This window comes from Streptomyces mayteni (genome assembly GCF_054783955.1).
In genome coordinates this window covers 1-21,242 of record NZ_BAAGPR010000126.1, presented here as the reverse complement: position 1 = coordinate 21,242, position 21,242 = coordinate 1, and the positions used below count along the sequence as shown (strand labels likewise).

The window sequence follows — 21,242 nt, the reverse complement described above, 5'->3', positions numbered from 1 at the left end:
GCCCGCTTCGCCGCCGGACCTGGCCGCGGCGACGGCGGCCGCCCGCCGCCGGGCGCGGCCCGCCGCGGTCAGGGCCGCCCCGCCCAGGGGCCAGGCCCCGGCCAGGGGCCCGTGCCCCGACTCACCGGTTACGCTGGTTGTGTGGCAGTTGTCGACGTATCCGAAGCTCTGAAGTCTCTCGCCTCCACCATGGAGTCGATCGAGGCCGTCCTCGACCTGGACAGCCTGCGGGCCGAGGTCGCCTCGCTTGAGGAGCAGGCGGCCGCCCCCACCCTGTGGGACGACCCGGAGCGGGCCCAGCAGGTCACCAGCAAGCTCTCGCTGATCCAGGCCCAGGTGCGCAAGACCGAGGAGCTGCACGGCCGGATCGACGACCTCGAGGTGCTCTTCGAGCTCGCCGAGGCCGAGTCCGACGCCGACACCCGCCGGGAGGCCGAGGCCGAGCTGGCCGCCGTCCAGAAGGCGGTGGACGAGCTCGAGGTCCGCACGCTGCTCTCCGGCGAGTACGACCAGCGCGAGGCCATGATCAGCGTCCGGGCCGAGGCCGGCGGCGTCGACGCGGCCGACTTCGCCGAGCAGCTGCAGCGGATGTACCTGCGCTGGGCCGAGCGCCGGGGCTACCCGACCGAGGTGCTCGACACGTCCTACGCGGAGGAGGCCGGCATCAAGTCGACCACCTTCACCGTCAAGGCCCCCTACGCCTACGGCACGCTCTCCGTCGAGCAGGGCACCCACCGCATGGTGCGCATCTCCCCCTTCGACAACCAGGGCCGTCGCCAGACCTCGTTCGCGGGCGTCGAGGTGCTGCCCGTGGTGGAGCAGACCGACCACATCGAGATCCCGGAGAACGAGATCCGGGTGGACGTCTTCCGCTCCTCGGGCCCCGGCGGCCAGTCCGTCAACACCACGGACTCGGCGGTCCGGATGACCCACCTGCCCACCGGCATCGTCGTCTCCTGCCAGAACGAGAAGTCCCAGATCCAGAACCGCGCCGCCGCGATGCGGGTGCTCCAGGCCCGGCTGCTGGCCCACCAACGGGCGCAGGAGCAGGCGAAGATGGACGCGCTGAAGGGTGACGGCGGCAACTCCTGGGGCAACCAGATGCGGAGTTACGTCCTCCAGCCGTACCAGATGGTCAAGGACCTGCGTACCGAGCACGAAGTCGGAAACCCCCAGGGCGTTTTGGACGGGGATATCGACGACTTCCTGGAGGCCGGAATCCGCTGGCGGAAACAGCAGGAGAAGTAACCTTCACACAACTTTCGTGCCCCGCTCGGCATTTACCGGACATCCCGCTTGACGGGGGTCGATTCAGCGGGAAAGCTGTTCGCCTGGCATGCCTATGTCCAGGGGTGCGTGTTGCACAAGGGCCGCGCGAGAGGCTCTCGTAGCCCCCCGCATCGCCGCCGCCCTTGCGTGAGGCTGCCCATGACAAACGGGACATAGTCTGTACCGAACAGCTACAGGGGGTAGTGGATCTATGGCCAGTCCCAAGACACGCGCCAACATGGCTCGCATCGCGGCGGCCGCCGTCTTCGCGGCGGGCGCCTCGCTCGCCGTCGTCGGCACGGCTTCCGCGAGCGGCACGTCCGACAAGGGCACCGAGGCGCCGGCCGCCCAGGAGGACTCCGCCCTCGAGGGCGTCTCCGAGGGCTTGGTCGGCGGGCTCGTCGGCGGCCTCATCGGCGGCGGCGACACCGAGGGTGAGGACACCGACGGGCAGGCCGAGGGCGCTGCCGGCGGTGAGGACCCTGAGGGTGCCGTCGGTGGCGAGGACCCCGAGGGTGCCGTCGGTGGTGAGGACCCTGAGGGTGCCGTCGGTGGCGAGGACCCCGAGGGTGCCGTCGGTGGTGAAGACCCTGAGGGTGCCGTCGGTGGTGAGGACCCTGAGGGTGCCGTCGGTGGTGAAGACCCTGAGGGTGCTGTCGGTGGTGAAGACCCCGAGGGTGCTGTCGGCGGTGAGGACCCCGAGGGTGCTGTCGGTGGCGAGGACCCGCAGGGCGTCGCCGAGGGTGGCAGCGGGCCGCAGCCCGACTCCGAGGGGGCGACCAGCCCGATCGAGCAGAACGACCCGTCCGAGCAGCTGACCGAGGCCGAGGCCGAGGCCACCACCGGTGGCAACGGCGAGCTGGCCGAGACCGGCGCTTCCATGAACGAGACCCTGCTGATCATCGGCGCCGCGACCATGATCGCGGGCGGCGTGGCGTTCCGCTACCTGCCGCGGCTGATCAACAAGGAGGGTGGCGCCGCTGCCGCCTGACCCACCGGGTCACGGCACGCGCACACCGCGTAGCACCGCAGACGGGCCCGGGGCGGCACAGCCGCTCCGGGCCCGTCTCGCGTGGTCCTCGGGGAGGGGGCCGGGATCCGGCCCCGGGCTCAGGCGGGCCTGGCGACCAGCGCCAGCACGGCCACCAGGCCGAGCAACAGGGCGACGAGACCGGCCGGGCCGCCGAGCGCCGCCCACGGGCCACGCTCCGCCCGCAGCCGCGCCAGCTCGGCCCGGCAGACGGCACAACGGCCCTCGCTGACCCGCCCCGCGCAGTTCGCGCACACAAGCCACTCGGCGGTCATGCGATCGTCTCCTCTCACGTCCCCTGCTCTCTACTCTGCCAGGGTCCCACCGGAATCGCAGAAGCCGAGCCGGATCCCGGCCGGAAACCGGTGCCGGGGCCGGCGCGCGGCGACGACAGATCGGTCGTGGATCCCCCAACCGGCGCGAAACCCCGCAAAAGCGGATGGCCTGGGACGCCGCCTGCGGACCACGCGCCGCTTCGCGTATGGTCTGCCCCAGCGACGGGGAGCCCCCCGCATGTACCCCATCCCGACATGGTGTAACCGTGATCCGATTCGACAACGTCTCCAAGACGTACCCGAGGCAGACCGCGCCGGCCCTCAGCAACGTGTCCCTGGAGGTCGAGCGAGGCGAGTTCGTCTTCCTGGTGGGCTCCTCCGGCTCCGGCAAGTCCACCTTCCTGCGCCTGCTGTTGCGCGAGGAGCAGGCCTCCCACGGCTCGGTGCACGTGCTCGGCAAGGACCTGGGCCGGCTCTCCAACTGGAAGATCCCCCAGATGCGCCGCCAACTCGGCACCGTCTTCCAGGACTTCCGGCTGCTGCCGAACAAGACCGTGGGCGAGAACGTCGCCTTCGCGCTCGAGGTCATCGGCCGGCCCCGCGGCCAGATCCGCAAGACCGTCCCCGAGGTCCTGGAACTCGTGGGCCTCGGCGGCAAGGAGGAGCGGATGCCGGGCGAGCTCTCCGGCGGTGAGCAGCAACGCGTGGCCATCGCGCGGGCGTTCGTGAACCGGCCGATGCTGCTGATCGCGGACGAGCCGACCGGCAACCTCGACCCGCAGACCTCGGTCGGCATCATGAAGCTCCTCGACCGCATCAACCGCACCGGCACGACCGTCGTCATGGCCACCCACGACGCGCAGATCGTGGACCAGATGCGGAAGCGCGTCATCGAACTCGAGCGGGGCCAGCTCGTGCGTGACCAGACCCGCGGCGTCTACGGCTACCAGCACTGAGCCCCGACTGAAAGGACGCCATGCGCGCCCACTTCGTCCTGTCGGAGATCGGCGTCGGTCTCCGCCGGAATCTGACGATGACCTTCGCGGTGATCGTGTCGGTCGCCCTCTCGCTGTCCCTGCTCGGCGGCTCGCTGCTGACCAACCAGCAGGTCAACAGCATGAAGGACTTCTGGTACGACCGGGTCGAGGTGTCGATATTCCTCTGCAACGAGAACGACGCCCAGACCGACCCCGCCTGCTCCCGGGGCGCCGTCACCGAGGACCAGAAGGAGCAACTGCTCGCCGAGCTCGAGGAGCTGGAGCTCGTCGAGGACGTGTTCTACGAGTCGTCCGACGAGGCGTACGAGCACTACCAGACGCAGCAGGCCGACTCGCCGATCGCCGCGGTGGTCACCCCGGACCAGATGCAGGAGTCGTACCGCGTCAAGCTGACCGACCCGACCAGGTACGACGTGGTGTCCTCCGCGTTCGCCGGCCGGGAGGGCGTGCAGTCGGTGCAGGACCAGCGCTCCACGCTGGAGAACCTCTTCGACCTGCTGAACGGCGTCAACTACGCGGCCCTCGGCCTGATGGCGCTGATGCTGATCGTGGCGCTGCTGCTGATCGTCAACACCGTCCGGGTGTCGGCCTTCAGCCGCCGCCGGGAGACCGGGATCATGCGGCTGGTCGGCGCGTCCAGCCTCTACATCCAGCTGCCGTTCATCCTGGAGGCGGCGATCGCGGGGCTGCTCGGCGCGCTGTTCGCCTGCCTGCTGATCGTCGGCGTGAAGTACTTCGCGATCAACAACTTCCTGGCCGAGCAGATCCCGCTGATCAACTTCATCGGCTGGGACGCGGTGCTCTCGGTCCTGCCGTTGGTGCTGGTAGTGGGCGCCCTGATGCCGTCGCTCGCGGCCTTCTTCGCGCTCCGCAAGTACCTACGCGTGTAGGACGCGTGTGATTTATCACCGGTGCGTGCTTCGGGGCGTCGCGGGTGAAACTCCCGTGCGCCCCCCGGGGGTGTCCTACACTCCGCACCATGTCACGACCGTGTCACGGAGTTTCGTTTCGGTCGCGGGGCCCGCGCCCCGCGAGGCGGGGGACCGCCCTGGCATGCGTCTTCGCCGGCGTGCTGGTGACGGGCGCCGCCACCGGCTCCTGGCCGGAGGCGGCCGGCTCCACCGAGCTGCCGGCGGCCACCGGGCCGGTCCCCGAGCGCGACGAAGCGGGCGACGACGCCCGGGAGTTGGTGAGCCGTAGCGGCGACCGCTGGGCCGCCGCCTACTCGGCCGAGGAGTACCAGACCGTCGAGCTCACCCTCGCCGGCGAGTACGTCGGCACCGGAATAGCGGTGATCAGCACCGCCGAGGGCCGGATCGTGGTGAGCGAGGTGCACCCGGGCAGCCCGGCCGAGCGCGCCGGCATCGTGGCGGGCGACGAGCTCGTCACCATCGACGGGGTGCCGCTCGCCGGCCGGCCGGTGACCGACGCGGTCGGCCGGCTGCGCGGCAGCGCGGGTTCCGAGCCCTCGGAGCCCGGCACCACCGTGCTGCTCGGCGTCCGGCGGGACGGCACCACCCGGCAGGTCGAGGTGGAGCGGGCCCGCCTCGCCGCGCGGCCGGTCACCGTCGCCCGCGACGAGCCGGGGGTCACCCGGATCCACGTCAGCTCCTTCGTCGAGGGCTCGGCCGAGCTGCTCCGGGCCGCGGCGCACAGCGCGCCGCCAGGGGACGGCATCGTGCTCGACCTGCGCGGCAACACCGGCGGGCTGCTCGCCGAGGCGGCCGCCGCGGCCTCCGTCTTCCTGGACGGCGGCCTGGTCGCCACCTACGACGTGCGCGGCGAGCAGAACGCGCTGCACGCCGAGCCGGGCGGCGACACCGACACCCCCCTCGTGGTGCTGGTCGACGGCGGCACCATGAGCTCGGCCGAGATGCTGACCGGCGCCCTCCAGGACCGCAACCGGGCGGTGGTCGTCGGCTCGCCGACCTTCGGCAAGGGCACCGTGCAGCTGCCCGTCGTGCAGCCGGACGGCTCGGTGGCCGAGCTGACCGTGGGCCGCTACGCCACCCCGTCGGGGCGCACGGTGGGCAGCGGCGGCATCGCGCCGGACCTGGTGGTCGAGCCGGGCGAGAACGCCGAGGAGCGAGCGGGAAACGTGCTGGGCGGGCTGGCGGCCGGCCGGTAGACTCGGCGGGTCATGGCAAAGGAAAAGGGACGCAAGCTGATCGCCCAGAACAAGAAGGCGCGCCACGACTATCACGTTCTGGACACGTACGAATGCGGGCTGGTACTGACCGGCACCGAGGTGAAGTCGTTGCGGCAGGGGCGCGCCTCCCTGGTCGACGGGTTCGGGCAGATCGACGGCGGCGAGGTCTGGCTGCACAACGTGCACATTCCCGAGTACGCCCAGGGCACCTGGACCAACCACAGCGCCCGGCGGAAGCGGAAGCTGCTGATGCACCGCGCGGAGATCGACAAGCTGATCGGCCGCATCCAGGAGTCCGGCCTCACGCTGGTGCCGCTCGCCCTCTACTTCGTGGACGGGCGGGCCAAGGTCGAGCTGGCCCTGGCGCGCGGCAAGCGGGAGTACGACAAGCGGCAGACGCTGCGCGAGAAGCAGGACCGCAGGGAGTCGGAACGCGTCATCTCGGCGGCTCGCCGCCGGCAGCGTGCGTGACGTATCATGGAGGAAGCACGGTCGGGAACGCTCCCGGCGGGCTGTTTGTCAATTCAACATGGGGATGATCGGTTTCGACAGCGGATGTCGAAGTAGGGGAAGCGAGCCGAGGAAGCGCGGCAATGATCTCGTTAACCATGTGCCGTGAAAAAATAATCGCCAATAACAAGCGCGATTCCTTCGCCCTCGCTGCCTGAGCAGCGACTCGCGAAGTGTCAGCCCGGGCCTGTTCCCGTCCCGGTTCCTGGCATCAGCTAGGGGACTCACCTCTTAGCTCCGGTCGCGGGAGCTAAAGGGACACCAAACAGCGGCTGAGCCCGTCGGAGACTTGTCCGTGTGATCTCCGGGGCTGAGAAAATCGTAGCGGACTGCGCTCGGAGAAGCCCTCCTTCTGCTTCGTTGGACGCGGGTTCGATTCCCGCCATCTCCACTTCGTCGACAGGCGACGTGTGCCCGCGGTGAGCGTGGGCCGCGTCGTCTTTGTCGTTTCTGCTCGGCTTGGCCCGTGCCACGGCGGTAGGGTGCGCGCCATGGGGAACAGCGCACCGGGGTGGGACCCGCAGCGGCAGCCGGCGAGTTGGCGGTCACATCGAAGCGTGGTGATAGGCGGCGCCGTGCTGGTCACGGTGCTCGCGGTGGTGGCCGTGCTGGTGTTGCGCGGCATCGAGGGAGACGACCGTTCCCAACAGGCACGGGACGGCGCCGACGCCTTCCTGAACGCCTGGGAGTCCGACGATCCGGCGGGTGCCGCCGCGCTCACCGACGATCCACCGGGCGCCCGTTCTCTCCTCGACTCGGTGCGGGAGAACATGCGCCCCGAGCGGACCGAGCTCGAGATCTCGGGCGAGGCCGAGCCCGTCGAGGCCGGCTCCGGCGAGGGCGCGGACGATCTGGTGCGGGTGCCGTTCACCGTGACGTACACCCTGGAGGGCGTGGGCGAGTGGTCCTACGACTCGTCGGCCGTGATGGTGCCGGCCGAGGAGGACCACTGGCTGGTGCGCTGGGAACCCGGCGTGATCCACCCGCGGTTGGCGGCCCGTCAGACGCTGGTGCTCACCACCGAGGAGCCCGAGCGCGCCCCCATACTCGCGGCCGACGGCAGCCAGTTGGCCGGTCCAGGCACCGTCTGGGAGATCACCCTCTGGCCCGCGATGCTCAGCGACCCCGAGGCGGCCTACCAGGCGATCGAGGCCCTGGACGCCGGCGTCGACACCGAGGCGCTCGCCGACCGGGTGGCCGAGGCCGAACCGGACGACGCGGTGCCGGTGGTGACCCTGCGGGACGCCGAATTCCAGGAACACCAAGGGGAGTTGGCTGCTGTCCCCGGAATCCAGTTCGCCGAGGACACCCGGCCCCTCGCACACGCGGCCAGGTCGCTCGTCGGCGGCCTCGACCCCGAGTCGGGCGTCGGCTCCTCCGGTCTCCAGGAGCGCTACCAGGAGCAGTTGGCCGGCACCCCCACCTCCGCCGTGGTGATCGCGGACCGCGAGTCGGGCGAGGCCGTCGACACGCTCTACGAGCAGGAGGGCGGCGAGGCCGGCCGCCCGGTGGAGACCACCATCGACCCCGAGGTGCAGCGGGCCGCCGAGAACGCGCTCGCCGACCTGGGAAGGGCCGGCTCGATCGTCGCCGTACGGCCCTCCACCGGCGACGTGTTGGCGGCCGCCGACTGGCCGGTCGACGGCTTCACCCGTTCCCTCCAGGGCCAGTTGGCGCCCGGCTCCACCTTCAAGGTGGTGACGGCGGCCGCGCTGCTGGAGGCCGGGATGACCCCCGACGACCGGCTTGGATGCCCGGGCGAGGTCTCGGTGAACGGCCAACCCTTCGAGAACCAGAACGAGTTCGAACTCGGCCCGGACACCACGCTCCGTGAGGCGTTCACCGAGTCCTGCAACACGGCGTTCATCGGCAACCGCGACCGGTTCGAGACCGACACCCTCAACCAGACCGCGCGGGCCTTCGGGATCGGCGAGGAGTGGACGGTCGGCGCCGCCACCTTCGACGGCAGCGTGCCGGTCGCCGCCGACGAGAACGAGCTGGCCGAGTCGCTGATCGGGCAGGGCCGGGTGCAGGCCAGCCCGCTGGTGATGGCCTCGGTGGCCGCCACCGTGGCGGACGGAACGTTCCGCCAGCCGCGGCTCGTCCCGGCGGCAGTGGAGACCCCGCACGAGGCCGACGCCACGCTGGCCGACGGCACCCTGACGGCGCTCCGCGAGATGATGCGGGCGACCGTGACCGAGGGCAGCGCCTCGGCGCTGGACGGCATCCCCGGCGAGCCGCACGGCAAGACCGGCACGGCCGAGTACCGGGCCGAGGACGGCGAACTCTCCACCAACGCCTGGCTGATCGGCTTCCTCGGCGAGGACGACCTGGCGTTCGCCGTCGTCCTGGAGGACGGCGGCACGGGCGGCCGCGACGCGGGGCCACTCGCGGCCGACTTCCTGCGGAGCCGGTAGCGGCTGGCGGCCGCCGGCGCCGCGCGCCGGCGGGGCCTTCAGGCCCTAGCGGCGGGGTGTGTGGCGGCGCCAGGGGAGGCGTCGGCGTCGGCGGGGGGACGTCGTGGTGGGGAGGACGGCGACGAGCATGCCGCCGGTGAGGGCGAACCGCATGGGGGGCGGGGGGTGGGTTTCGGGCATGACAGAACGGTCGCCGACGGCGACCGTCGGCGTCCAACACCTGATCAGGCACCATTCACGCACCTCGGTTGTGAATCCCGTGGGGCGGGTGAGAATGGGGCCGTGCACCACGACACCGACCCCCGGCTGCTGCGCGCGTTCGTCGCCGTGGCCGAGGAACTGCACTTCACCCGGGCCGCCGGCCGGCTGTTCGTGGCGCAGCAGGCGCTGAGCCGGGACATCGGGCGGCTGGAGCGCGAGTGGGACACCACCCTGTTCCACCGCAGCACCCGACATGTCGCCCTCACCCTGGAGGGCGAGCGCCTGTTGCCGCACGTGCGCCGTGTGCTGGCGGCGCACGACGGCTTGTCCGCCGCCGTGGTGGCCGGTGGCGAGCGTCCTTTGGTGGTGGACGTGGCCGCGCCGGTCGCCACCGGCCAGCGGGTGTTGGACGAGGCGCGGCTGATCGCGCCCGAGTTGGAGTTCGTCGCGCGCTACCACAGCGGCCTCGCCAGGGCCGCGACCGAGATCGCCGGCGGCCGGCTCGACGTGTCCTTCGGCCGGGTCGCCGGCCTCGCGCCGGCCGTGCGGGCCGGGCTCGCGCACCGGCTGATCCGCTTCGAGCGGGTGGCCGTGCTGCTGCCTGGCGACCACCGGCTGGCCAGGCTGCCCCGGGTGCCACTGGCCGAGCTGGCCGGCGAGACGCTGTACGCGGCGGCCGGCAACGAGGACACCACCGAGTGGACGGACTTCGCGCGCAGCCTCTTCGCCGACCGCGGCATCCGGCTCGCGCCGCCGTTCCCCAAGATCGAGGGGGACGTCGAGTTCGGCCGGGTGGTGCGCCGGCAGGGCTGGTCGGTGCTGGCCAGCACCGAGTTCGTCGGGGTGCCGGGGATGGTGCTGCGGCCGCTGGTCGAGCCCGTACCGCTGTCGCCGGTGTCGATGGTGTGGCGGCGCGGTCCGCGCCACCCGGGGCTCGACGTGCTGAGCACGGCCGCCCGCGACCTGGGCGACCGCGGCTCGTGGCTGGCCAGGCCGGCCGGCTCCTGGCTGCCGGAGGCCGACCGGGCGCTCTACGCCTCGGTCGGGCCCGCGGCCTCTTCCCCGGAGTGAGCCCGCGGGCTGAGCCAGCCCAACTCGACGGCCCGGACGCCCGCCTGGAAACGGTTGGCCGCGCCGAGCCGCGTCATCACCTCGGCGACGATCCGGCTCACCGACCGCTGGGAGATCCCCAGCCGCAGCGCGACGTCGTCGTTGGTGCGGCCGGCCACCATCATCAGCAGCACCTCGCGCTCGACCCCGGTCGGCTCGGCGCCCGGCGGCGCCTCGTCCGGCTCCAGGAACTCCCGGCCCTCCTCCCAGCAGTGCTCGAACACCTGACACAGGTAGCTGAGCACCGAGGGGTCCCGCACGATCGCCGCCGCCGCTGCCGTGTCCATCGGGTCGAGCGGCAGCACCACGCAGTCCCGGTCGTAGATCAGCATCCGGGACGGCATCGTGCCCACGCACCGCACCTCGGCGCCGGCGGCCGAGACCCGCTCCACGTACTGCGCGGTGGACCGGTGCCGGCGCGCGCTGTGCTGGAACAGCGACCTGATGCGGATGCCGCGGGCCAGCAGTTCGAGGTCGATGGGCAGGGCCGCCCGCAGCGAGTCCTCCGCCTGGCCGCCGCCCGGCACCAGGGCGTCGAGCGAGATGGCGCAGGTGCGGCCGAGGTCGTCGATGACGGCGCGGATGTTGTCGATGCCCCTGACGATCTCGATGCTGCTCTTGGCCGAGCGCATGCTGCGGGCTTCCAGGTAGTCGCCGGAGAGCGTGTGCAGTTGCTCCCGGGTGGCGGCCATCGCGATCCGCTGTTGCAGGATGTCCCGCTCCAGGGGCGCGAGCAGCGCCTCCGCGGCGCTCTCCGGGCTGATCGCCACCCAGCCGCCGCTCGGCGAACGCTGGAGCAGCCCCAACGCCGACAGCTTCTTCTCGGCCTCCGCGACCTGCTCCCGGTCGAGGCCGGCGCGGGCCGCCAACTGGCTCACCAGGTCGGTGGGATGGGTGACGCGCAGCTTGTAGACGCGGACGGTCGCCGCGTCGAGCTCCTCGTCGTCGTCACCGAGCGTCGCGACGGCCCGGGCGACGTCCGCGGGGACGCCGACGGCGTCCGCCTCGGTCTCCTCACCTCGTTCGGCCCGTTCGGTCCGTTCGGCGTGCTCAGCCCGCACAGCGCCGTCGTTCATGCCCCGCACCCCCTCATCCTGGTCAGGACCGCCCAGTGTCTCAGGACAGCCAGCCGTTGAGCGCCGCCCGGGCCCCCGCCTGGAACCGGCTCTCCGCGCCCAACCGCTCCATCAGGCGGGCGACGATCCGGCTGACCGACCGGGGCGACATGCCCAACTGGTGCGCGATCGCCTCGTCCTTCTTGCCCGCCGCCATCAGCAACAGCACCTCGCGGTCCGTGCCCACCGGCCCGGGACTCGACTCCTGCTCCTCCGTGAAGTCGAGCGCGCGGTCCCAGTAGTGCTCGAAGAGCTGCTTGAGGAACCGCAACACCGCCGGGTCCCTGACCAGCGCCGCGCCGCCGGCCGTGTTCAACGGGTCGAGCGGCAGCACCGCGCAGTCGTCGAAGATCAGCATCCGGGAGGGCAACACCGCGATGCTGCGCACCTGCCCACCCGCGTTGGACAGCGTCGCGGCGTAGAGCGTGGTCGCCCGGTCACGGCGCGCCGAGTGGTGGAAGATCGAGCGCATGCGGATGCCACGGGACAGGAGTTCACGGTCGACGGCGAGCGCCGCGCGCACCCCTTCCTCGGTCTGCGCCCCGCCGTGCACCAGCGAGTCGAGGGACTTGGCACAGGTGCGGCCGAGGTCGTCGATGACGGCGCGGATGTTGTCGATGCCCTCGACGATCTCGATGCTGCTCTTGGCCGAGCGCATGCTGCGGGCTTCCAGGTAGTCGCCGGAGAGCGCGTGCAGCTTGGTCCGGGTGGCGGCCATCGCGATCCTGCGCTGCAGGATGTCCTTCTCCATCGGAGCCAGCAGCGCGTCCGCCGCGCTTTCGGGGCTGATCGCCACCCGGCCGCCGCTCGGCGAGGGCCGCAGCAGGCCCAACTCGGCGAGCTGGAACTCGGCGTCCCGTACCTGCTCGGGGGTAAGACCGGCCCGAACAGCAATCCATTCAGGGGAGTTGGTGGGGTGAATCACGCGGAGCCGGTAAACTTGGGCGGCCGCTGCGTCTATTTTGCCGGATTCGCTCACGCTCTTCTTCCTCGAACGACATCGGCCAGCCCCGTGGCGTCAACTTGACAGGCGAGATGATGCCACAGCGATTCTATCGACTTCCTCGTGAATGCTCGTGAGCATGATTGGGCCAGCATGCCACTCATGTTCGCCTATGTGGACGTGGAAGAAGGATCCCGTGAAGAAGATTGTTCTCAGCGTTCTCGTCGCCGCCTTCTTGGCCGCCGGTGTGTACGGCGGTGTCGCGACGGCTCAGGAGACGGGGGTCGAGGCGTCGGCCGGACAGAGCTCCTCCCTGGGCGCCATCTGGGGCTGACCAGCCGCTCCTCCGGGTATCGGCGGCGCTACGCCGGCCGGTGACCCGACGCGGACCTCTCTTCGAACCTCGGATTCTCGTGGACAGTGGACCTAAGGAGGCGGCACGATGACGCCCCAGTCACCGGTGGCGGTTCTGCTCAGCCCGCGCCCCGCGGTGGTTGAGGCGGCCCGCCGAGTCGGCGCCCGCACGCTGGTGCTCGCTCCTGACCTGTCACGTCCGGGAGTTCGGGAGGCCGCCGGCGCGGCCGACCAGGCGATCACGGTCGACTGGACCGACCACCCCCAGCTGATGATGGCCATCGGCCATCTCACCAACCTCCCCGCCAGGGCCTGCGTGTTCGGCTTCACCGAGGCCAGCGCCCTGATCGCCGCCCGGGCGAACGAGGCCCTGCGCCTCCCGGGCAACCCTCATGCGGCCGTCGCGTACCTCACGGACAAGGCGGCCCTGCGTGGCAAGGTCAACCAGCTCACCGGTGCCCCCGTCCGGTTCGAGCACTGTGACCGCGCCGCGCATCTGGTGGCCGCCGCCGAACGCGTCGGCTTCCCGTGCGTGGCCAAGCCGCGCACCGGCTCGGGCGGCCAGGACGTCCACCTGCTGCGCAGCGCGGCGGACGCGGCGGACCTGGCCGCCCAGCTGTCGGGCGAACCCGCCCTGATCGTCGAGGAGTTCCTCGACGGCCCGGAGTACAGCATCGAGGCGCACTCGCGGGCCGGCGAGCACACCATCCTGGCCATCACCAGGAAGTACGGCGCGGTCGAGAACGTCGGCTGCGGCGTCACCGAGTACCGGACGACCGGCTACGACATGCCGGCCGACCTGGACGAGGACACGAGGGAGCGGATCCACCAGCTGGTCGTCGCCACGCTCAACGCGGCCGGCCAGCGCGGCGGGCTCTCGCAGACCGAGGTCATCGTCACCACGGACGGGCCGCGGCTCATCGAGTCGCACGCCCATCCGGGCGCCACCTGCGTGCAGGAACTGCTGCGGCTGGCCACCGGGACCGACCCGATCGCGCTCGGCATCGCGGGCGCGCTCGAACTACCGCCGCCGGAGCCCGCCTTCGACGGCCGGCGGTGCGCCGGCAGCCGCTTCCTGCGGCTGCCGACCGGCCTCCTCGAGGCCGTCGAAGGGGTCGCCGAGGCGCGGGCGATCGCCGGGGTACGGGAGCTGGAGATCACGGTTCCCGTGGGAAGCCATGTTCCGGAGGCCACCAGCCGGGTCGCCGGACATGGCTACGTCACGGCGGTCGCCGACAGCCCGCAGGAGCTGGACGCGGTGCTGCGCAAGGCCATGGACACGCTGCGCCCCGTCATGGCGCCGGCGCCCTCCGTCCTGTCCGGGGCGATGACGAGCCAGTTCCCGAGGGACGTGCCGAGGGAGGTCGTGAAGGAGGAGGAGCACACTGCGGCCTGAGCTGTTCCCCGAGCTGGTCCCGCCAAGGACCCCGGCCCCACGGACAGACCTCCTCCTTCCCCTCACGGACACCTACTACGTGCTGGAGCGCCGTGACGCGCTCGGCGCGGTCGAACAACGAGGCGTCGTCGGGGCGTTGAGCCTGCACGGGGTGGAGAGCGGACACGTGCTCCGCCACCAGCACGTCGCCGAGCGGGTCGTTCGGCACCAACTCCGGCTGCTGGAACAGACCGAGGCCCAGGCACGGCCGTTACTCCTGGCCGCGCCCGACCTCGGCTCGTTCCAGGAGTGCGTGGACGAGACGATCAAGGGCCAGCCGCACCGGGAACTGCCCACCCCCGACGGGGGCCGCCAACTGCTCTGGCCCTGCGACCCGGTGTGGACGGCGTCGCCGCCCGCGCTGCCGCCGGTGCTGCTCGCCGACGGCCACCACCGTCTCGAGGCCGCCCGCCGCCGGCTCCGCGGTGCCGGTGCCGGTGCCGCTGCCGCTGCCGCTGCCGCTGCTGGCGACGCGCGGGCGGCCGTCGACCGGCTGCCGGCGCTGGTCGTCGACCACCGGCACTTCCCGCTGACGCTCTCCGCGACCCACCGCGCGGTGCCGGGCCTCGACCTCGGCCGCGCGGTCGCGGCCGCCGGCCGCGTCGCGCACGTCGCCGAACTGCCGTCCGCCGCGCGGCTCGCGCCGCGCAGCGGCACCTTCCTGCTGACCGGCGCCGGCCGGGTGTGGGAGGTGTCCGAGGTGTCGCCGACCACGATGGCCAGGCGGCTGCGGTTCGTGCCCCCCGAGTGGGTGGAACTGCCGGCGGCGATCAGCGACCACGTGCTGATCCCGGCCCTCTGCGAGGACCAGGGCGTGCCGCCGGAACCTCGGTACACGAGCCGGCCGCCGGGCCCCGACGAGGTCGGCCTGATCCTGCCGCCCCCCACGTGGGACCAGATCTGGTCCGGCGCGGCGAGCGGGGCGGGCATGCCGCCCAAATCCACCCACCTCGGCCCGCGACCGACGCTCTGGCCTTGGGAGTAGGGGGTTGCTCCCCCACCCACCCGCCCTTCGACGCGCCGCCGGCGCGGGGGGCTGGTCCGGTGGATGGTCCCCACCCACCCGCCCTTCAGTGCGCCGCTGGCGCGGCGGCCGGCGGCGCTTCGCGACCGCGGCGTTCGGCGGTGGGCTGTCCGGCCGCGGGACCAGCTGGCGCCGGGGGCCCACCCGCCCGCCCTTTCGACGTGCCGTTGGCGCGGCGGCCGGCGGCGCTTCGCGCCGGCCAGGGCGCTGTGCGCCCCGGCGCGGCTGGCGCGGGGGCTGGCCTGGGAGAGGGGGCCCACCCTCCCGCTTTTCAGTGCGCCGCTGGTACGGCGGCCGGCGGCGCTTCGCGACCGCGGCGTTCGGCGGTGGGCTGTCCGGCCGCGGGACCACCCGCCCGCCCCTTTGGCGCTGCGCGCCCCGGCGCCGCTTGGCGGCCGGTACGGGGGTCGATCGCCGGGGCGAGGTTGCCTCGCGCCTCGGGCGTGTCAGACGGCTGGTCCGCCCCGGGCGGCTGGCGTCGCCGGGGCCTCGTGCCCCGGTACGACTGCTGCGACTGGCGGTCGGCACGGGTGGCGCTTCCCGCCTCGGCGGCGGACGCCGTGGCCCGTGCGCGGCACGCCCGGGCGGGCTCGTTGCCGTCAAGCCTGGGCGCGGCTCTCGGCGTCACGTGCGGTCCGCCACCAGGCGCGGGGCGGCGCACCCTGCGGGGCGCCGCGCCCGCAGGGAGCCGCCCCCGGCGGCTCGCGCCGTCGGAGGCGGCTCGTTGCCGTCAACCTGAGCGCGGCTCTGGCGTCACGTGCGGTCCGGCACCAGGCGCGGGGGCGGCTCCCCGCGGGGTGCGCCGGCGGCGCTTCGCGCCATGGCGCGGGCCGCGCGACGCGCGCGGACGCGCGCCCCGCAACGCGCGGCGCGGAAAGGGCGGGCGGGTGGGGGAAACCCCCCGCTCACCGCGCGCGGCGCGCCGTCGTGAGTGCAAGGTTTCGCCCGCGTCACCTCGGGCCACAGCCGTGAAACGCGCGGTACCTACCTTCGGGCAGCACGAGGACCTTGACCGAGCATGAGCCCGACGCCCGTTGGAGGCGCGATGTCAGCCCCGAAGCCTGTGGCCTCCCGACGAGGCGGACGCTGGATAGACGAGTGGGATCCCGAGGACGAGCGGTTCTGGAAGGAGAAGGGGGAGCGGATCGCCCGGCGCAACCTCGTCTTCTCCATCCTCTCCGAGCACATCGGCTTCTCCATCTGGACCCTGTGGTCCGTCCTCGTGCTCTTCATGGGCCCGGAGTACGGCATCGACCCGGCCGGGAAGTTCTTCCTGGTGTCGATGGCCACCCTCGTCGGATCCGTCGTCCGGGTGCCCTACACCTTCGCCGTCGCCCGCTTCGGCGGCCGGAACTGGACGGTCGTCTCGGCCGCGATGCTGCTGCTGCCCACCGCCTTCGCCTGGGCGGTGATGGAGCCAGGCACCTCCTACACCACCTTCCTGCTGGTGGCGGCCCTGACCGGGGTCGGCGGCGGCAACTTCGCCTCGTCGATGACCAACATCAACTCGTTCTTCCCGCTGCGCCGCAAGGGCTGGGCGCTCGGCCTCAACGCCGGCGGTGGCAACATCGGCGTCCCGGTGATCCAGCTCGTCGGGCTGCTGGTGATCGCCACCGCGGGCGAGGGCAACCCCCGGGTGCTGCTCGCCGTCTACGCGCCGCTGATCGTCGTCGCCGCCACGTTGGCGTGGCGGTACATGGACAACCTGGGCCCGGTGACCAACGACACCGGCGCCGCCCGGGAGTCCGTCGGGGACCGGCACACCTGGATCATGTCGTTCCTCTACGTCGGCACCTTCGGCTCGTTCATCGGCTACAGCTTCGCCTTCGGCCTGGTGCTGCAGAACCAGTTCGACCGCACCCCGCTCCAGGCGGCGTCCATCACCTTCGTCGGGCCGCTGCTCGGCTCGCTGATCAGGCCGGTCGGCGGCTACTGGGCCGACAGGTTCGGCGGCGCGCGGATCACGCTCTACACCTTCGCCGGCATGGCGCTCGCCACCGGCGTCGTGGTGCTGGCCTCCGCCAACGAGTCGCTGCCGGTCTTCCTGGTCGGCTTCGTCGCGCTCTTCGTGCTCAGCGGGCTCGGCAACGGCTCGACCTACAAGATGATCCCCGGCATCTACCGCGCCAAGGCCCAGGACCTGGGGCTCACCGGGGAGGAGGCCGCGACGTACGCGCGCCGGCTCTCCGGCGCCGCCATCGGCCTGATCGGCGCGGTCGGCGCGCTCGGCGGACTCGGGATCAACCTGGCGTTCCGGCAGTCCTTCCTCTCGACCGGTTCCGGAACCGGGGCCTTCGCCTCGTTCCTGGTTTTCTACGCGGCGTGTTTCGTGGTCACCTGGGCCGTATACCTCAGGGGTGCGAAGCCGGCCCCGGCCGCCGGCGCGCCGGGCACCGAGCCCGCGGAGAGCGGCGCCCGGCAGCCCGCCTACGTCGGGGTTTGACGGATCCCGGGGAGCGGCGGGCCAGCCCGGTCCGGCGTAACCCGGGGGTAATCCACCGGAACCGAGCCTGTCACGCTCCGTTGACAGGCTCGGTTCCACGCATCGGAACTCTCGGGGCGGAGCGACACGGATCGATGGAGCGGATGGCGCAGACGGAACAGGCGGGGCGTGAGATCCGGCCACTGGACGGGTTCACCGTGGGCGTCACGGCGGCCCGCCGGGCCGAGGAACTCGGCGCGTTGTTGCGCCGGCGCGGCGCGGAGGTGCAGCACGCGCCCGCGCTGCGCATCGTGCCGCTCGCCGACGACGACGAGCTGCTGGCCGCCACCCGCGAACTGATCGCGCACGCGCCCGACCTCGTCGTCGCCACCACCGCGATCGGCTTCCGCGGCTGGGTCGAGGCGGCCGACGGCTGGGGGCTCGGCGAGGACCTGCTGCGCACCCTCGCCACCTCGGAGCTGCTGGCCCGCGGCCCCAAGGTGCGCGGCGCGATCCGCGCCGCCGGGCTCACCGAGCGGTGGTCGCCGGCGTCCGAGTCCATGGCCGAGGTGCTGCAACGGCTGCTCGACGAGGGCGTCGCCGACCGCCGGATCGCGCTCCAGCTGCACGGCGAGCCGCTGCCCGGCTTCATCGAGTCGCTGCGCGAGGCCGGCGCCGAGGTCGTCGAGGTCCCCGTCTACCGCTGGATGCCGCCGGAGGACATCACGCCCGTCGACCGGCTGGTCGACGCCGTGCTGGCCGGCGGCCTGGACGCCGTCACCTTCACCAGCGCGCCGGCCGCCGTCTCGCTGCTGCGCAGGGCCGAGGAGCGCGGGATCCTCGAACCGCTGGTCGCCGCGTTCCAGAAGCGGGTGCTGCCGGCCTGCGTCGGCCCGGTCACCGCCCTGCCGCTCCAGGCCCACGACGTGCCCACGCAGGCACCGGAACGCTTCCGGCTCGGCCCGCTCGTCCAACTGCTCTGCCATGAACTGCCGGCCCGCGCCCGCCCGCTGCCGGTCGCCGGCCGGCGCATGGAGATCCGCGGCCACGCCGTCGTGGTGGACGGCGAGCTGCGGCCGGTCGCGCCGGCCGGCATGGCGATGCTGCGGGTGCTGGCCCGCCGCCCCGGCTGGGTGGTGCCGCGCGCCGAGCTGCTGCGCGCGCTCCCCGGCGCGGGGCGCGACGAACACGCCGTGGAGACCGCGATGGCCAGACTACGGACGGCGCTCGGCGTGCCGACCCTGATCCAGACCGTCGTCAAGCGCGGCTACCGGCTCGCCCTCGACCCCGCCCTGGACGGCCCCAAGTACGGCGAGTGACGGCGGACGGCGTCGATTCCGGCCGCCGACGGGGCCATCCAACGGCTGGCACGGGCCGCGCGCGGCCGGCCGGATGGGCGTACGGTGGAACGCCTTCCAGCCAGCCGAGCCGACAGCCGTAGAGGGGGACCGCGCCATGGACGTGCGGGAACGCGAGATCAGCGACGAGCAACGGCATCTGGACACCGTGTACCGGCGGCTGACGGAGAAGATCCACGAGGCCGAGTTCCTGATGGCCGACGCGGCCAGCCGCGTCCAGGTCGGCACGCCTGGCGCGCTCGCCGAGCGCGACGCCCAGGTCTTCCGCGCCGGGCTCCATCTCTCCCGGCTCAACAACGAGTTCGAGGACTTCCTCTTCGGCCGCATCGACCTGCTGCCAGGAAAGGACGGGGTCCGCGGCCCGGACGGCGCCCAGACCTCCGTCGAGCCGGCCGACGACGCGATCGGCGAGGAGGGCGGCGAGCCCGTCGCCGAGATCGCCGAGACCCTGCACATCGGGCGGCTCGGCGTGCTCGACGCCGACTACGTGCCGCTGGTGATCGACTGGCGGGCCCCGGCCGCCGCCCCCTTCTACCGGGCCACGCCGGTCACGCCCGGCCGGGTGGTGCGGCGGCGGGTGATCCGCAGCCGCGGCCGCCGGGTGCTCGGCGTCGAGGACGACCTGCTCCGCCCCGAACTGCGGGCGCTGCTCGGCGGCGTCGAACTGCCGGTGGTCGGCGACGGCGCGCTGATGGCGGCGCTCGGCCGGGCCAGGGGGCGGCGGATGAACGACATCGTCGCCTCCATCCAGGCCGAGCAGGACGAGGTGATCAGGGCACCGGCCGCCGCCGTCACCGAGGTCACCGGCGGCCCGGGCACCGGCAAGACCGCCGTCGCCCTGCACCGCGCCGCCTACCTGCTCTACCAGGACCGGCGGCGCTACGCCGGCGGCATCCTGGTGGTCAGCCCGACGCCGCTGCTGGTCTCGTACACCGAGGGCGTGCTGCCGTCGCTCGGCGAGGAGGGGCAGGTCGCGATCCGGGCCCTCGGCTCGCTCTACGAGGACGTCGAGGCCGACGCGTACGACGACCCGGCCGTCGCCAGGACCAAGGGCTCGGCCGCGATGGCCCGGGTGCTGCAGCACGCGGCGCGCGGCGTGGTCGAACGCCCCGACGCCCCCGACCGGTTGCGGGTCGTCGCCTTCGGCCGCCGGGTCGAGCTGGCCGGCGAGGAGCTGACCCGGGTGCGGCAGCAGGCGCTGGGCGGCACGGCCCCCGTCAACCTGCTGCGGCCGCGCGCCCGCCGGCTGCTGCTCGACGCGCTCTGGCGGAAGTCCGGGGCGCCCGACCGCTACCAGGACCCGGGGCTCGCCGCCGAGGCGCGCGAGGCGTTCAACGAGGACATCGCGGAGGAGGAGTCGTTCACCGACTTCCTCGCCGCCTGGTGGCCCGAGGTCACCCCGCTCCAGGTGCTGACCGCGATGGCCGACGAGCGGCGGCTCGGCCGCTGGGCCCGCCGGATCCTGCGACCGCGTGAGGTGCGACAGCTGGCGCGCTCGCTGCGGCGGGTGACCACGACCGGCACCGGGCTCTCCGCCCACGACGTGGCGCTCCTCGACGAGCTGCGGACGCTGCTCGGCGCGCCGGCCAGGCCGGCGGCGCCCCGCGAGGCCGACCCGCTCGACCAGTTCACCGGGCTCGCCGAGCTGACCACCTACGCCGAGCGCTCCGCGCCGACCAGGGACCGGGCGGCCGAGGCGGAGGCCGGGGACCGGATGGACTACGCGCACGTCATCGTCGACGAGGCGCAGGACCTCACGCCCATGCAGTGGCGGATGGTCGGCCGGCGTGGCGCGCAGGCCACCTGGACGATCGTCGGCGACCCGGCGCAGTCCTCGTGGCCCGACCCGACCGAGGCGACGGCCGAGCGGGACCGCGCCCTCGGACGACGGATGCGGCGGCGGTTCGAACTCACCGTCAACTACCGCAACCCGGCCGAGATCGCCCGGGTCGCGGACGGCGTGCTGGCCCGCGCCATGCCGGGCACGGTGCCGCCACGGGCGGTCCGCGCCACCGGGATCGAACCCCGGTTCGTCACGGTGGCCGCGACGGCGGAGCTCCCGGCGGCGGCCAGGGCCGAGGCCGCCCGGCTGCTGGCCGAGGTGCCGGGCACGGTCGGCGTGGTGGTCGCGATGCGCCAGCGCGAGACGGCCGCCGGCTGGCTGGCCGACCTCCGCGGCGAGGCGGGGGACCGCCTGATGGTTCTTGGCAGCCTGGAGGCGAAGGGCCTGGAGTACGACGCCACGATGGTGGTCTCCCCGACCACCATCGGCGACGAGTCCCCGGCGGGGCTCCGCACCCTCTACGTGGCCCTGACCCGGGCCACGCAACGCCTCACGGTCGTCACGACGACGGACGACGCCACCGTCCCGGTGCGCTCCGCGCGGGGTTTCCCCCACCCACCCGCCCTTTCCCGCGCCCGCGGCCTGCGGCGGCCGCCGGCCGCCCGGGGTTTTCCCCCACCCACCCGCCCCTCCTCGCTGGCGCGTGTGGGGGCGGTCGCTGGGCCGGCTCCGCGCAAGCCGCGTGAGCGGCTGCCGCCGGCTGGCCGTGGGTTCCCCGCCCACCCGCCCCTTTTCGCTGGCGCGGCCTGCAGCGGCCGCCGGCCGCTCGGGGTTTTTCCCCGCCCACCC

General features: G+C 73.0%; 18 protein-coding genes and 1 other RNA gene. 15 read left to right on the top strand and 4 right to left on the bottom strand.

Annotated features, from left to right (window positions below; genetic code table 11):
- Positions 1-141: 141 nt before the first annotated feature.
- Both prfB and ACYVPE_RS34435 read left to right on the top strand, forming a co-directional pair.
- Entirely contained in the window at positions 142-1,248 is a 1,107-nt protein-coding gene (prfB, locus tag ACYVPE_RS34440) for a peptide chain release factor 2 (RefSeq protein WP_461037742.1), read from the top strand.
- Between the two features lie 259 nt (positions 1,249-1,507).
- Positions 1,508-2,260 (top strand): hypothetical protein, encoded by a 753-nt coding sequence (locus ACYVPE_RS34435; RefSeq protein ID WP_461037741.1) that lies wholly within the window; start codon positions 1,508-1,510, stop codon positions 2,258-2,260.
- A gap of 119 nt (positions 2,261-2,379) precedes the next feature.
- On the opposite strand, the gene ACYVPE_RS34430 is transcribed toward ACYVPE_RS34435, so the two are convergent.
- Complete coding sequence (locus tag ACYVPE_RS34430) at positions 2,380-2,574, bottom strand: hypothetical protein (protein ID WP_461037740.1); 195 nt, start codon at positions 2,572-2,574, stop codon at positions 2,380-2,382.
- 266 nt (positions 2,575-2,840) lie between these two features.
- Here ACYVPE_RS34430 and ftsE point away from each other — a divergent pair, with 266 nt between their 5' ends.
- From ftsE to ACYVPE_RS34400, 6 genes are all read left to right on the top strand, one after another.
- Positions 2,841-3,530, top strand: a complete 690-nt coding sequence (gene ftsE / locus ACYVPE_RS34425; protein WP_461037739.1) for a cell division ATP-binding protein FtsE — start codon at positions 2,841-2,843, stop codon at positions 3,528-3,530.
- A 20-nt stretch (positions 3,531-3,550) separates the two neighbouring features.
- The gene (gene ftsX / locus ACYVPE_RS34420) at positions 3,551-4,462 is read left to right on the top strand and encodes a permease-like cell division protein FtsX (RefSeq protein ID WP_461037738.1); all 912 of its coding nucleotides are present in this window, start codon (positions 3,551-3,553) and stop codon (positions 4,460-4,462) included.
- An 89-nt stretch (positions 4,463-4,551) separates the two neighbouring features.
- Complete coding sequence (locus ACYVPE_RS34415) at positions 4,552-5,700, top strand: S41 family peptidase (protein ID WP_461037737.1); 1,149 nt, start codon at positions 4,552-4,554, stop codon at positions 5,698-5,700.
- Between the two features lie 12 nt (positions 5,701-5,712).
- Positions 5,713-6,192 carry an SsrA-binding protein SmpB gene (gene smpB, locus ACYVPE_RS34410; protein ID WP_461037736.1) on the top strand — a complete coding sequence of 160 codons (480 nt, stop codon included), beginning with the start codon at positions 5,713-5,715 and terminating at the stop codon, positions 6,190-6,192.
- Positions 6,193-6,252: 60 nt separating this feature from the next.
- Positions 6,253-6,625: a transfer-messenger RNA gene (gene ssrA / locus ACYVPE_RS34405) on the top strand.
- 97 nt (positions 6,626-6,722) lie between these two features.
- Complete coding sequence (locus ACYVPE_RS34400; RefSeq protein ID WP_461037735.1) at positions 6,723-8,648, top strand: penicillin-binding transpeptidase domain-containing protein; 1,926 nt, start codon at positions 6,723-6,725, stop codon at positions 8,646-8,648.
- Positions 8,649-8,693: 45 nt separating this feature from the next.
- Here ACYVPE_RS34400 and ACYVPE_RS34395 read toward each other — a convergent pair whose 3' ends face one another.
- Positions 8,694-8,828 (bottom strand): hypothetical protein, encoded by a 135-nt coding sequence (locus ACYVPE_RS34395; protein WP_461037734.1) that lies wholly within the window; start codon positions 8,826-8,828, stop codon positions 8,694-8,696.
- Between the two features lie 102 nt (positions 8,829-8,930).
- Here ACYVPE_RS34395 and ACYVPE_RS34390 point away from each other — a divergent pair, with 102 nt between their 5' ends.
- The gene (locus ACYVPE_RS34390) at positions 8,931-9,920 is read left to right on the top strand and encodes a LysR family transcriptional regulator (protein WP_461037733.1); all 990 of its coding nucleotides are present in this window, start codon (positions 8,931-8,933) and stop codon (positions 9,918-9,920) included.
- Here the strand turns inward: ACYVPE_RS34390 and ACYVPE_RS34385 are convergent.
- Complete coding sequence (locus ACYVPE_RS34385; protein ID WP_461037732.1) at positions 9,881-11,035, bottom strand: LuxR C-terminal-related transcriptional regulator; 1,155 nt, start codon at positions 11,033-11,035, stop codon at positions 9,881-9,883. The two genes, ACYVPE_RS34390 and ACYVPE_RS34385, sit on opposite strands and share 40 nt — an antisense overlap.
- Positions 11,036-11,075: 40 nt before the next feature.
- Complete coding sequence (locus ACYVPE_RS34380) at positions 11,076-11,999, bottom strand: LuxR C-terminal-related transcriptional regulator (RefSeq protein WP_461037731.1); 924 nt, start codon at positions 11,997-11,999, stop codon at positions 11,076-11,078.
- Positions 12,000-12,213: 214 nt separating this feature from the next.
- Between ACYVPE_RS34380 and ACYVPE_RS34375 the strand changes: the two genes are divergently transcribed.
- The 6 genes from ACYVPE_RS34375 to ACYVPE_RS34350 all read left to right on the top strand — a co-directional run.
- Entirely contained in the window at positions 12,214-12,351 is a 138-nt protein-coding gene (locus tag ACYVPE_RS34375; protein WP_461037730.1) for a hypothetical protein, read from the top strand.
- A gap of 108 nt (positions 12,352-12,459) precedes the next feature.
- Positions 12,460-13,767, top strand: coding sequence for an ATP-grasp domain-containing protein (locus ACYVPE_RS34370; RefSeq protein WP_461037729.1), 1,308 nt, complete (start codon positions 12,460-12,462; stop codon positions 13,765-13,767).
- A 79-nt stretch (positions 13,768-13,846) separates the two neighbouring features.
- Positions 13,847-14,791, top strand: a complete 945-nt coding sequence (locus tag ACYVPE_RS34365; protein ID WP_461037728.1) for a DUF1015 family protein — start codon at positions 13,847-13,849, stop codon at positions 14,789-14,791.
- A 1,084-nt stretch (positions 14,792-15,875) separates the two neighbouring features.
- On the top strand, positions 15,876-17,273 hold the full coding sequence (locus ACYVPE_RS34360) for a nitrate/nitrite transporter (protein WP_461037727.1): 1,398 nt from the start codon (positions 15,876-15,878) through the stop codon (positions 17,271-17,273).
- 143 nt (positions 17,274-17,416) lie between these two features.
- Positions 17,417-18,571: a uroporphyrinogen-III synthase gene (locus ACYVPE_RS34355; RefSeq protein WP_461037726.1), complete on the top strand. Its 1,155-nt coding sequence runs from the start codon at positions 17,417-17,419 to the stop codon at positions 18,569-18,571.
- A gap of 136 nt (positions 18,572-18,707) precedes the next feature.
- Positions 18,708-21,242: HelD family protein (locus tag ACYVPE_RS34350; RefSeq protein WP_461037725.1), on the top strand; the 2,535-nt coding region annotated here is incomplete at its 3' end.

Coding starts and splice junctions, on each gene's coding strand:
- ACYVPE_RS34435 (WP_461037741.1), top strand. CDS start 1,508: ATGGCTCGCATCGCGGCGGCCGCCGTCTTCGCGGCGGGCGCCTCGCTC.
- ACYVPE_RS34430 (WP_461037740.1), bottom strand. CDS start 2,574: ATGACCGCCGAGTGGCTTGTGTGCGCGAACTGCGCGGGGCGGGTCAGC.
- ftsX (WP_461037738.1), top strand. CDS start 3,551: ATGCGCGCCCACTTCGTCCTGTCGGAGATCGGCGTCGGTCTCCGCCGG.
- ACYVPE_RS34415 (WP_461037737.1), top strand. CDS start 4,552: ATGTCACGACCGTGTCACGGAGTTTCGTTTCGGTCGCGGGGCCCGCGC.
- smpB (WP_461037736.1), top strand. CDS start 5,713: ATGGCAAAGGAAAAGGGACGCAAGCTGATCGCCCAGAACAAGAAGGCG.
- ACYVPE_RS34400 (WP_461037735.1), top strand. CDS start 6,723: ATGGGGAACAGCGCACCGGGGTGGGACCCGCAGCGGCAGCCGGCGAGT.
- ACYVPE_RS34395 (WP_461037734.1), bottom strand. CDS start 8,828: ATGCCCGAAACCCACCCCCCGCCCCCCATGCGGTTCGCCCTCACCGGC.
- ACYVPE_RS34385 (WP_461037732.1), bottom strand. CDS start 11,035: ATGAACGACGGCGCTGTGCGGGCTGAGCACGCCGAACGGACCGAACGG.
- ACYVPE_RS34370 (WP_461037729.1), top strand. CDS start 12,460: ATGACGCCCCAGTCACCGGTGGCGGTTCTGCTCAGCCCGCGCCCCGCG.
- ACYVPE_RS34360 (WP_461037727.1), top strand. CDS start 15,876: ATGTCAGCCCCGAAGCCTGTGGCCTCCCGACGAGGCGGACGCTGGATA.
- ACYVPE_RS34355 (WP_461037726.1), top strand. CDS start 17,417: ATGGCGCAGACGGAACAGGCGGGGCGTGAGATCCGGCCACTGGACGGG.